Below are 12,643 nucleotides of genomic sequence, written 5' to 3'. Positions count from 1 at the left end.
TGCAAACTGACATGCTTTTCCTGATCTAACTTTTGTTTCGAATAATCGGAACGGTTATTTTCTGAAAATCACGTTTCCCTATATCCTCGCGATTTTTTGCTAACGACTCCTTGATGTTATTTAAATCAATATAAAGCTGATTTCCTTGATCATCCTTTTCGAATGTTTCCAATGACTTTGTTAGTTCTTTCTCGTTTGTCTCCTGTGTTGCTTTTAGCAAGGTTTTTAGTTTCCTTTTATCTGATGAAGATATGGATATGTTGCTAATATCTAATGCTTCACTTAATCGGGCATAATCTTTTTGCAAATCTCTTTCCTGTATGCCGTATTTATACATGAGTTCACTATATTTTCCGTATTCATCATCCATTACATCGAAAAATTTCTGATCAAAATAACCTCTACCTTGCGTTATATCCCTTTGGTATCCACCCAATCTATAAACAATTTCGCGAATTTTATCGGACATTTTTACGCTGTATTCATTAAGTTCGATCATTTTCCGAACAGCTTCAGTTAAATCAGGTCTTTGTTTTACAATCTCATGTTGGTTATTCTTTAATAAACCTAGCATCTCTTCATAGGTTTTTCTGCTTTTCGCCATTTGGGGTACCATTGCAGAAATGGTGTTATGAACCATCGTGTTATAGCGTACTAAGTAGTAAGCTTGAGATAGTACCTGACTTAGCGGTAAGTCCTCCCCATCCTGATTAAGGATCAAATACCCAGTAAGAGAACCGGTTATTTGAGTATATTGAGCAGCAAAATAATAGTCCTCTCCATCGTAGTAAGCAAATCCCCACATTTTCCACTTTTCTAGAAACCTTTTATGCTTTTTTATACTCTTGATGTGTTTGGCTGTTGGTTTTACGTTAATCATGATTGCACCTCATTATTACTGAAAGACAGATTTACTGATTACTTTTTCCATTATTTTAAAACTCTGCTTAATACTCATACGATCTGTTCTTATAAATTGTTTCTAAGAAAAAAGGCACCTTTTCCGACTAATTACATAGAATCTAAAGTCATATAAAAAGGCTACCCTGAGTGGTAACCTGGAATCGTTCAAACTGCTATTCTCAATTTCTACAATATAAAACTTTAATTATATTGTTCCAATTGACGGAGGTATGCTTTCTCTTGTATAGTATCTGTTTCCCCGTTCCAATTTAAATAGGCCTTTGCTATAGTAAAAACAAATAATGGTAGTACAAATATATTCAAAATAATCATCAACCAGTTTGCAAAAGCCATCTGCCCATTAAGCACACTAGCTGCAAAGGTTACTAGATAGGTTCCCACCACATCGAACGCCGCAAAACTAAGGAGTATTCCACAAATTGATAAAAAGTTCTCTTTACCAAATGATATGGACTTTTTGATTACCGATTTTGGCCGCTCATCTTCAATGACTGTTACAAATGGAATACCGATCAATAACACTAGAAGAATAATTCCCGGTACTATTAATACCAGAAGCCCTGTTGTTATTAAGATAGATACTGGGATACTAATCAAATAAGCGAAAAAAGCATATCTGATCGTGTCTCCATAAAGCTTGCCCGTTTTAACGCTGCTTGTTCGCGTGTCCTGTGCAACCATGCTAATTAAAGGAATGAACATAACAAACACACTCATAAGCATAAATATGCTCTGGAATATACTAGTCCATAAAGGAAGATTAAAATACTGAAAAGGCATTGCCACATAATTGATTAAAATCGTATAAATAAGCTGGATTGGAAGTAAAACTGTTATACCTATAAGAAGAACTCGGAGGAAGTTGTTCTTATACAATTTAAAAGCTTCTTGAAAGTAAGCTAACAAGTTAATTCCTCCTCTTTTATCTTGGATTACGGAGATGCTGCCAAACGTCATTAGCATTATCATGCTGTTCAAGCGGAAGATCTTCCGATAAGACCATCCTGCCTACTTCTTCAGCTTCTCGCATATTTAATGGGGTGTTTTTCATCATATTCTTCTGGTAAGGTCTTAATTTAACATAAAACGACCATCCAGACATCTTAAAAGGCCATCTTTTTGAGGAAACAAACTCCCACACCTTTTCACGATCCTTCTCAGTTTGAAGCTGTATCTCATTTTGCTTGTAAGTAGCGCGACTCATTTTGACAATACACGCTCTCATATCTATTTGATCCTGTTGTGTTGCCAACTCCTGCAAGTTCGTTCGATCCCAAATGATAATAGCATCATCCACCGCCTCTTGAACAGCATTCTGAAGATCAATAATTTCATCGGCTGCTCTTAAATAGGATTGAAATGCGGCCTCTACATCTGGTGGAAGAGGAGCCAAAGCTTTTTGTGCATCCCTAAGAATAGTCCTCAGTTTTTCATAATTCTTTTTCTTTCCAGATTCAACCCATTTTTTCCCTATTGACGCGATAGTTTCAATTGAAACGTTATAACTATTACAAATTAACGCCACATCTCGAATTTCATGAAAAGAAGGGACAATCCCATCGTCCCTCATTATTAGTTGTTCTGCAGCAGGGGCAAAGGTAAAGTAATAATATAACTGATTATTGATTTGAAATTTAGACGGGAAAACATCAGGCTTTTCCCCATCTTTATAATAAGGCCTAAGTGCTTCCTGTATTTGTTTTGGTATGTTGTGCATTCTAATCATACGCTTCCCCCCACTGCAGTATTTTAAATAAAACTAGCTGAACCAGCCAACAACCTTTTTAAAACCAGATTTTACAGCATCGACGCCTTCACTGACCTTATTCTTAACTGCTTTAACAGCATTGCCGACATTCTCCTTAGCATCATTCCAAAGTTTCTTTCGATTTTTCCAAGCACTTGCAATTGCTCCGGCGTTCTTATATATTTTCGCTCCTAGCCATAGAGCTCCGCCTACTACGGCTACCCCTGCTGCAACTGGTGCCCCAACTCCTGTTGCAGAAAGAACAACTGCTCCTGACATTAATGTTTCACCTAAACTTGCAATACCGTCATTGACTTTTCCATTTGCAAAATTCATAACCGTTTCGGCTCCTGAAACACCAGTACTAATTGCAGCCATCCATGGTGCAGCTTTCCCAGCAATTCCCGTCCCCATATTGAATGATTTGGTTGCTCCTGAAAAGAAAGTCCCTGCCCCTGATGCAGCGGTGCTAAAGGTAGAGCCTGATCTAGCTGCAGTCCAAGCTGATTTAATGTCTGACCATGATCCAACGAATTTACTAAGATGCTTAGCATGGTCAACCCCGCTCCAGATGTCTAAAGCTAGATTGCCAGGTGCACTTAATATGGAATCGTTTTTAAAGCCTGTTTCTAATTGCCCTTTTATCACGCCTTTAAAAAAGCTGCCTGTATAATTTTCTCCATATCTATTCCAATCTATATCAATTAAAGTATGTCTATCCAAGCCCTCTATGGCTGGAAAAACCATACTATTTGTAATAAACTTGAAGTCTTTATAACCTTGGTTGTCTTCATATGGGAAAAGAGGTGGTCCATTTTTGTCAGAACTGCCCCCTGAATTACTTGTACCCGGATCACTGGATCCATCTTGGCCAGTAGGCAATTCTCCATTGTCTGGACCTTCTGTGTTTGATGGGTTTGATATTGAAGGTGAATTCGGGTCTCCATTAGAACCTCCAGGGTTTCCCCCTGGTCCATCAGGGTGCTCCGGTGTAAAGTTCCCTGGATTTGTTGTGCCTGGAGATGTTTCCCCTGGGCTGAATTCTCCTGGTGTAAACTGACCTGGCGTAAACTGACCCGGTGTATATTGTCCAGGACTAAAAGTTCCCGGATCAAAGTCTCCTGGATCAAACGTGCCAGGATCAAATGTGCCCGGAGTAAAAGTCCCTGTATTAAACTCACCTGGTGAAAAAGTTCCCGGTGAGAAGGTTCCCGGATTGAAGTTTGACGCAAGTGCGGCAACAGGGAGAAAGTTTATGATGACGATGAAAAGTGCAAGTGAACAGGCTGCCGTTCTTTTTAAAAAGGACTTTCGTTTCCTTTTCATCCTTTTTGCTCCTTTCCTACTAACTTCTTAAATCTTAGTATCCTAGGCTCTCTAAAAAGGGAACCTCTGGTCCAATCCCTACCTGTGAAATATCCTGATCACTGCCAAAATTTATACCATTATGATGAGCTGCCTCAAACTCTGTTTTCGCTTCAACATTGATTTGATAGTCTCTAAATTCCCAATCGTAATCAGTTTTTTTTCCATGATTTAAGTCTATAACATTACTAATTGTATTAGGTATGTGGTCGAAGGCATCTTCTACGGCATTTTTCAATTTCATTTCTAAGACAGGGTCATCTGGAATTTCATCCATTAAAACATCATTTACAGCTTTTATATGGATTTCATTGCTCGAAAGATCAGATGAACTTAGAGAAGCCTTCCTAGCTTCCACTTTATCAATTAGCGGCTCTAATATATTAATGCCATCCTCAACCTCAATTATTTTCACATGGCTATCGACTACATCGTTTACTTCATCATATATAGCACTAGTAGCAGCTAAGCTCGCATGCTCTGCTGCAATTGATGCTTGCTCTTTTTTAGTAAAGGCCATGGCAATATTCAAAACGAGTATTAGCATTATTCCAACTACTGCGAAATTAAAAATAGTTAGAATAACACCACTCCCTTTTTCATTTTTTATATAGCGCTTCATTTGATCATCCTACTTGCCACTTCTAGATCAATATCAATTGGTTTTCCAATATTCCCCCACTCTTTCGGTATAAAGACAAACCAGTGATCTACTTTTATTACAGCAGTAAATTCTTTGCTTGTGCCATGGGGAGGGATAACTAGATCTTCAAAGGACATAATGTCACTAACGCCAATTGCAGCCTTAGCTGCATTATAAGCCTCATCCCGTTCTCCAGTTACTGAATAAATTTTTGCCGCCTCATTAACTGCTGATTGTGTCTTCATAAATGTAATTCCGGATGCAACAGCCTGCCATAATAATAAAAAGAAAAAAAGATAATAGGGCATCACCATTAAAAACTCCAGTGTCATCGACCCCTTTTCTTCTTTTAATTTCTTCTTTAGTTTGGACATATTCATATCCCCCCCTTTTGCTTAACTAGGATGATAGTCTTCTATTTTTGTATTATTAAAGCTAAGTTTCACAACTCTCTACTGCACATCCGCATTTTCGCTGTATTTTCGATTAATTTCTTCTTTAATCGTTTCATAATTCTTGTCGGCCATCTCTCTGAGGTCTTTCCTAATTACTTTATTCAGCTCTAAAACATGACTAAATCGTTCACTCGTTTTATCTGATAATAACTGGAATGCCTTTTTGCTAATATGACCTTCATCTCTTAAGATACGCAGCGGTTCACGAATATTAAATTTTTCATTAGAATTGGATTCGTTCCATTCAATTCCAAACCTCGGTATATCTGATAATAGCTGGTCATATTTCAAATCTGAGGCACTAGTAACAGCTTTCTGTTGCCACTCTTGCCATTTTTGGGCTATTTCCCGTGCTCTTTCTAATTCGCGCTTTAATTCCTCTTGGTTTCTTGCATTACTGTAAATTCCCTTTGCTGCTTCTGCTACTTCTTTTAATTGCTTTTGACCTTCTGCATTTAAATCAAAGCCAATTACATTTACAATTGGCTGAATATCTGAATTTGCTAAGCTTTTTGCTTGAGCAACTGGATCGCCATCACAAGTTTCAATCCCATCACTGACTAAATAAATAATATTGGTGTTACTTTCGCCATTATAGGAACTTAAATCGTTTTTAGCTTCTTCAATTGCTTTTGCGAGCGGAGTCCAGCCTGCTGGTTTAATGCCGTTTAAAGCTTGCCCCAAAGCGTCTGCATTATATGAGTTCATTTCATAAATTAATTCATTACTGCTGCAAGAAAGCTTTTTATCAGCATCAGAACCTGTCCCTTTATGACCGTAGACTCGAAGGGCAATATTTGTACCCTCAGGGAGTGATGCAGCAAACTCTTTAATCGACTCTTTGGCAATATCCATCATGGATCTTCCATTAATTATGTTTGCCATACTTCCACTGCCATCAAGGAGAATTTCCACATTTAAATTTTCCTTAAACTGAAAACGTTCATCTTCAATATCAGGACTGCCAAATGCTTCGAGCTCCAGTACCCCTAATGCCTCTGCCGGATTGGCATAATCCTCATGGAACAGAGCTAAAGATTTTCGCCAATAAAGTTCTATCTCCTCATCAGTCGGATTTTCACCGACCTTGGGAAGCTCTCTTAATAACTCAACAGCCTCTTGCTGCTCTTCAGTTGTTAAATCCTCATACTTTTTACCCGAAAATGGACCAGGATCAGCATTGACAAGCTCAGCAATGGTTTCAGTTGGTTTTGGAAGCTCTGCAACCAATTCTTCAACTGAAGGCTCATTATTTTCTTGTTGTTCCTTCTCTGTAGGTACGGCTTCATTATCAGTATTTGTTTCATCTGGTTTTGATGTGTTTGTATCATTCTCACTGCATGCTGCTAAAATCATTGCTGTAAAAAATAAAAGAATAAGGGTACCATGAAGCCTCATCCTCATCATGAAAAACCCTCCCTAACAAAATGAATATTTAGCGACAAGATCTAGGGACAACTGCCGCTAAATATTATTTAATAAATTGAATTAATATCTCTAACCTCTATTGTTGAACGATTATAGGCTGTCTTGTACTTTTTGAAGAATTGCATCTACAATTCCTTTAATTGAATCACCCTCAAATGCTTGCCCAAGAAGCGCTGCAATCGTTACAACTACTGCTCCAACTGCTACCCATTCCAAAGTTTGTGCTCCTTTCTCATTGTTAAGAGCACCTGTAACTTTCTGGTAAAGACTCATTGAAATCTTTTTCATGGCCTAACACCTCCTTTCAAGATCCAATTTTTATTTGATAGTAATCTATGAACCAAACATTTTAAAAGGATTATTTTCTCCGGCGAACATGTTCAATACCACTAATCCGCCAATTAACAGCATCACTGTAGGCATAACAATAAAAGTTGTAATTAAAGTGATTTTTGGTGACGCCTTCGCTGCTTGTTCCTTGATCTTCTCTTTTTTCATGCTGCGTATTTCATTTGCTTGCAGCTTAAAGGTTGTTGCCACCGGAACCCCGAGCCGGGACCCTTGAATAAGTGATTTGATCAAAGCCTGAAAAGCTTCATTATCATTTCGATCTAGCAATCTTCTATACGCCTTTTCTCTTGGTACTCCGATTTCAATTTCATGAATAAACCTAGAAAATTCCTCACCTACAGGTCCATCAAAATACGGAACGATATCCCTTAACGCCTGGTCAAGACCTATCCCCGCTTGAAGCGTTACGCTGACAGTATCCATAAAGTCTGGAAGCACATAGCCTAGTTCATCCTGTCTTTTTTGAGCCTTATTTTTCAACCAAAATATGACGCTAAAGTAACCAAAAAGAGGCAATAGAATAATTAATATCTGTGAGAACGGAAAGTTCATGATAATCAAGAAAAAACCAAACACAAATCCAACAAGCAAAAGAAAAATCTTTAATCCCTGGAAACGTTCAACGGTTAATTCATAAGGATAACTAGCTTGCATCAGCCACCGTTCTACATCTTCAGCTTCACTAAAGAAATTGATTCGATTACCAATTGCTGAAAAGTCATCTGCATAATAAAATGTTTTTTCTAGCAATCTTTCACGTGAGCCTTTTCTTTTTTTTATATTAAAACGGTTAGTAAATATCTCTTCCTGTAGATGTTCCTTAAGCTCTTCTTTATTGACCGCGTAATGATAGAAGGATTTTAATCCAATTGTTAATAAAAACAGGGACATAATGACACAAATTAAAATTAATCCATCCATACAATTACACCCTTATATTGGTCACTTTTTTTATTAAAAAGAAAGTTAACACTGTTCCTATTACAAATACCGCTAGCAACACTAACCCAATCCCTGAAAATAAAGGATCAATAAAGCCTTCATTGATATTGTTCATGACTAAGAGCAAGAAAACTGGAAGAACAGGAACAATATAAGCAATATATCGTTGTTCAGCTGTCATTGTTTTAATTTCCTGCAGCAATAACTTTCTTTCTTCCATTGTCTGTCCCATTTCATCCATAACGGCGTGAATATTCCCTCCTGCTTGTTTTTGAATGAGAAGGGTCGCCGCAAACAATTGAAACTCTCTTGAAGGAATTCTTTTTTGCATATTCTTTAAGGCTCGATTAAAATCAACCCCAAGCTGAATTTCTCCATAAAGTCTGTTAAACTCAGACTTTGCTGGTTCATTCAGCTCCTGAGCAGCAATTCCGATACCTTGTGTTAATGTCATTCCTGACCTCGTAGCATTCGCTAATATCCTGCATATCTCTGGAAGCTGATCATTCATTCTTTCTTCAAATTTATTACGGCGGATAATAAACAACCCACGTCTAAGTACCTCCATCACAACAAAGGAAATTAGAATATTAAGAGGAAATTTAATTCCAAAGAAAGTATTTAATAATAATGCAGCTGCGAAAACACCGAATAGCAATATTCCATAGAATTCCGAGGGCATCAACTGAATGTTGGCACGCCTTAATTGCTCAGTCGTTTTTTGACCGAACTTTGTCTCATCTAGTTTGTCTCCAAGAACAAGAATAAAGCTTTTACGTTTTTTGTTATTTCCAAACAGCCTACCGACCTTGTTTCGCCATTCTTTTTTTGAATTTCGATAGCCCAGTAGGTTATAAAGCCCCCAGAGGCCGAAAAGTACTGCCAAACTATAGAGTATAGATATGGTCATTAACGCTCACCTCTTCTTCGGCAGCAAAGATAGATTCGTCGATATCTGCACCAAACACTCGCAATCTATCTAAGCAATCAGGAATAATACCTGTTGGTGTAAAATAACCCAGTACCTTACCGTCACCATCTATACCAGTTCGTTTAAATTTAAAGATTTCTTGAATATCTGCACTACCATCAGGTCTTTTCACCACTTCTGAAATGGAAACTAGTTTTCTCTGTCCATCAGGCAGGCGTGTTCCTTGAACAATTAAATCAAGAGCTCCAACTATATATTCTCTAATGACTTTGGATGGTAAATCCATTCCAGCCATAATGACCATGCCCTCCACACGCTTTAGAGCATCGAGCGGAGAATTGGCATGAACAGTCGTAAGGGAACCCTCATGACCTGTATTCATCGCTTGTAGCATATCGAATGCTTCAGCACCACGCACCTCACCAACGATAATACGGTCCGGCCTCATCCTAAGTGCATTTCTGACCAATTGACGAATCGTAATCTCTCCTTTCCCCTCGACGTTCGGAGGACGTGCTTCCATTCCAACAACATTTGGACGGTCTAATCTTAGCTCGGCTGAGTCTTCAATTGTAATGACCCTTTCCCCGTTTGGAATGGCTCTGGCTAATGCATTAAGGAGAGTTGTTTTACCACTACCAGTACCCCCTGATATAAGAACACTCATTTTAGAGAAAACGGCTGCCTGTATAAATTGAGCCATCGATTCATTCAATGAACCAAATTCGATTAGATCACTCATTCTAAAAGGATCTGCTCGGAACTTTCTTATTGAGATTAAGGTTCCGTTCAAACTCACAGGAGGAATTACTGCGTTAACACGACTTCCATCATGCAAACGGGCATCGACCATCGGTGAACTTTCATCTATACGTCTTCCGAGTGGTGCAACTACCCTGTCAATTATATGTCTGACATGGTCCTCGTCACGGAACTGCAGATTCGTTAACTGCAGTTGTCCCCTCTTCTCGATATAAACCTCTTTATGGCCATTAATTAAGATCTCAGTTATTTCATCATCATTTAGCAGTGGCTCTAGAGGGCCGAAACCAACGGATTCATCGATTAGTCGTGTAAGCAAGTTTTCTTTATCGCTTTTTGATATAACCACTTTTTCCTCGGTCATAAACTGACTTATTAATCGTTCAATCGCAAGTCGTCTTTCTCCCTGACTTAAGCTCGTTAGCTGCTCAAGATTGGTTTCCTTTAACAATCTCGCCTTATAATGTTCGATGAGCTCCTCGATGTAAGGACTTCCGTATGTAGAATAGTTTATTTGTGTCTCGTTTTTCTCCTGTTGTCTCATTCCCATACGATTAAATAAAGACATCCTTTTACCCTCCTCCCTGCTTTTTTTAGCAGAGCTATTTTCCTTGAAAGGAGCATTTATAGCTCTCAAAGCCCTCCTGCACTTAAAATATGCCTTTTATCTATTTAAGAAGAGATAGGACCCACTTACGAACATCTTTTGCAACAGGGGTTAGCTTTTTTTCCTTCGATGCCTTTCTTAAAGGTTCTCCTTTATTAATAAGGGTCTGAATACCTTTTATGTCTCTTCTTATTTCAGCACTGACTGATGCATTAAGTAGGTTTTTCACATCTGCAGGTGTAAGCTCGTTGTCTCTTCCTTTTTGATTTACGACAATTTTCAGACGGTCTTCTGTATCCATTCCTAGACGTTTAAATAATTCTTCTACATGCTTCATAACGTGAAGAGATGGAGTATCAAGATTCAATACATAATAGATCATATCAGCTTCCTCTAATGCGACATACGTGTTTGCAGTCATATTAGATGGCAGATCTACAACGACAAAATCATAGCTTCTTCTACACGCTCGAAGTAATTTTGTGAAAAAGTCCTCGTTCAACCCTTCTCCTATTTCCGCGTCTCTAGGACTCAATAAGATTTCCATCTTAGAATAAGGTTCTTTATCACTGACATTACGAATATGGTTTTCATTCAATTCATTAATTACTGGTTTCAAAGCAGCTAGCGAACGATTACTTTCTAACCCTAAATACATATCTGCCCCGCCGAATTGCAGGTTCATATCAATCATAATGACCTGAGCGGTTGATTCAAACTTAAGCGTTTGAGCAAATGTACTAGCAAGCAGTGTCGTACCGCTGCCTCCTTTGCCACTATAAAAAGAAATGATCTGTCCCCGGCCCCTTCTTAAACCTGAATTGGAGGTGATACTCTGTAATCCACCATTATTGCTTTGCTCCTTTGCAATCAACAGAATTCTTTCCATCCGATCACTAAATTGGCTTAATTCATCAGGGAGAACAAAGAAGTCTGTGACTCCAGCTCTTGATGCATCGCGCAGCAGCAAAAAGTCCTGTTGTTTTGCTATAAAGACAATAATGATATTCGGATATTCACTGTGTATGTATTGAATAAGTTCAATGCCCGATTCATCCTCTGGATTTACAAGCAATACAACATCTGGCGCTATCCGGTCAATTTCTATTCGAACATCAGATGGTGTAGCCTGCTGCAAACCAGGATACATCGACAATGCCTGCTGAGAAATCTGTTCAGTTATTAACTTGTCATCACTAACAAGTAGAATATTGCTTCCCGAACTCATGTAAGTACCTCCGACCTCTATAATTCTTTCATTCTAGTTATATAAGTAAAATTAAAGTTCTTCAGCCTTAACTCTGTCCTTGCTGCTGAGCAGGCTGGGTAGGAGTTTGCTGCTGTGGTTGTGGGGCAGACTTCTCCTGCGGCTTTTCAGGCTGCGCTGCTGGTGCTGTTGGTTTCTGTTCAGATTTTTCTTCTTTGGGTGCTTCCTTTTTTGGTTCTTCCTGGCCACCGCTAGCCTTTAAAACCCTGATACTGTCTGCATAATTTTGCATGTGAATTAATTTTGGAGCATCTTCTTTTGCTACTTCTAGATCAACGCCAGCAAATTTATCGTCAGATGTAATCGCTCTAAATACAGTTACATCTGACATAAAGATTTCCGTTTTGGGCGAACCATCAAATTGATGTGAAACAATAATATCCACTAAATCATTATTCTCAACCACTTCATCAAATAACACCTTTTCACCTCTTACAATTCTTACAAGTCTATTGTTTGGATCTCCAACATTGGAGAATTCCTTTAATACACTTCTTGTTATGATTGTGTCCTCTTTCAATGAAACAATAGACACTTGATTGGTTATATCCTCTGCATCGTCAACCTTAATGTAAGAGCCTTCAACAAAATACTTATTTGGGAGATCTATTACTTTAATATCTTCAGGGGCTATAATCGTTCTCGGATTTATGTCTTTGTTTGCTGCATATACCTTTGTTGTCCCTCCCAAACTTTCATTCATTTCATTCACCTTCATCAGGAACATAAAACCCGCTATGACAGCGAGCAATATTGAAATAGTAATAAAGATAATCGCTCTTCTTTTCGACTCTAACATCTAATTATTCTCTCCTAAAATTTAAGTGACTCGGAACATACCGAGGGTATATTCCTCTTACTTTATTGTCCTAAACTCTCACAAACTACAATCCTTTTAAAATTGCCTATATAATAACTACCACCTGTTCACAAATGCGTCAAACTTTCTAGGGACAATGTCGAATTTTGTCTGTTAGTTTTTCCCTATCGATACCTTGAAATCAAAATATTATACAGGTATAAAGATATAGTTACGATTAGGTAAAAAATACAATTGGGGTCCCCTTCCAATTGCAATATTTGTAATTTTGACGGGTCTAATATTACAAATGTTAAATTTTATGGGTATTTATCCCTCTTTTTTACCTTTTTACGCAGAACAAGAAGCACAGCTTGTACCAATTTTCTGAAACCAACAACTTTAACAACAAAAAATTTACC

General features: G+C 38.1%; 13 protein-coding genes. All 13 read right to left on the bottom strand.

Annotated elements, in window-relative coordinates; all coding sequences use genetic code 11:
- Positions 1-25: 25 nt before the first annotated feature.
- Entirely contained in the window at positions 26-880 is an 855-nt protein-coding gene (locus CZ487_RS02425; protein WP_077210660.1) for a hypothetical protein, read from the bottom strand.
- A gap of 224 nt (positions 881-1,104) precedes the next feature.
- Positions 1,105-1,830, bottom strand: a complete 726-nt coding sequence (locus CZ487_RS02420; protein WP_077210659.1) for a hypothetical protein — start codon at positions 1,828-1,830, stop codon at positions 1,105-1,107.
- A gap of 16 nt (positions 1,831-1,846) precedes the next feature.
- Positions 1,847-2,650 carry a hypothetical protein gene (locus CZ487_RS02415; protein WP_077210658.1) on the bottom strand — a complete coding sequence of 268 codons (804 nt, stop codon included), beginning with the start codon at positions 2,648-2,650 and terminating at the stop codon, positions 1,847-1,849.
- 33 nt (positions 2,651-2,683) lie between these two features.
- Positions 2,684-3,997 (bottom strand): hypothetical protein, encoded by a 1,314-nt coding sequence (locus CZ487_RS02410; protein WP_077210657.1) that lies wholly within the window; start codon positions 3,995-3,997, stop codon positions 2,684-2,686.
- A gap of 34 nt (positions 3,998-4,031) precedes the next feature.
- Positions 4,032-4,658 (bottom strand): Tad domain-containing protein, encoded by a 627-nt coding sequence (locus tag CZ487_RS02405; protein WP_077210656.1) that lies wholly within the window; start codon positions 4,656-4,658, stop codon positions 4,032-4,034.
- Positions 4,655-5,053 (bottom strand): hypothetical protein, encoded by a 399-nt coding sequence (locus CZ487_RS02400; RefSeq protein WP_077210655.1) that lies wholly within the window; start codon positions 5,051-5,053, stop codon positions 4,655-4,657. Before CZ487_RS02400 ends, CZ487_RS02405 begins: the two co-directional genes overlap by 4 nt.
- Positions 5,054-5,131: 78 nt before the next feature.
- A complete protein-coding gene (locus CZ487_RS02395; protein WP_084783108.1) occupies positions 5,132-6,541 on the bottom strand; it encodes a vWA domain-containing protein in 1,410 nt (469 codons plus the stop codon).
- 111 nt (positions 6,542-6,652) lie between these two features.
- Positions 6,653-6,850, bottom strand: a complete 198-nt coding sequence (locus CZ487_RS02390) for a hypothetical protein (protein WP_077210654.1) — start codon at positions 6,848-6,850, stop codon at positions 6,653-6,655.
- A gap of 45 nt (positions 6,851-6,895) precedes the next feature.
- Positions 6,896-7,834 carry a type II secretion system F family protein gene (locus tag CZ487_RS02385; protein WP_077210653.1) on the bottom strand — a complete coding sequence of 313 codons (939 nt, stop codon included), beginning with the start codon at positions 7,832-7,834 and terminating at the stop codon, positions 6,896-6,898.
- 4 nt (positions 7,835-7,838) lie between these two features.
- The gene (locus tag CZ487_RS02380) at positions 7,839-8,765 is read right to left on the bottom strand and encodes a type II secretion system F family protein (protein WP_077210652.1); all 927 of its coding nucleotides are present in this window, start codon (positions 8,763-8,765) and stop codon (positions 7,839-7,841) included.
- On the bottom strand, positions 8,743-10,098 hold the full coding sequence (locus CZ487_RS02375) for a TadA family conjugal transfer-associated ATPase (RefSeq protein ID WP_419865704.1): 1,356 nt from the start codon (positions 10,096-10,098) through the stop codon (positions 8,743-8,745). The genes CZ487_RS02380 and CZ487_RS02375 overlap by 23 nt, the downstream gene beginning before the upstream one ends.
- A gap of 118 nt (positions 10,099-10,216) precedes the next feature.
- A complete protein-coding gene (locus CZ487_RS02370) occupies positions 10,217-11,383 on the bottom strand; it encodes a CpaE/TadZ family protein (RefSeq protein WP_077210650.1) in 1,167 nt (388 codons plus the stop codon).
- Positions 11,384-11,450: 67 nt separating this feature from the next.
- On the bottom strand, positions 11,451-12,221 hold the full coding sequence (locus tag CZ487_RS02365) for an SAF domain-containing protein (protein WP_077210649.1): 771 nt from the start codon (positions 12,219-12,221) through the stop codon (positions 11,451-11,453).
- Positions 12,222-12,643: the final 422 nt, after the last annotated feature.

This window comes from Robertmurraya dakarensis (genome assembly GCF_900156875.1).
GTDB classification, from domain to species: Bacteria; Bacillota; Bacilli; order Bacillales; family Cytobacillaceae; genus Robertmurraya; species Robertmurraya dakarensis.
This window is presented reverse-complemented; position numbering and strand designations above follow the sequence as displayed.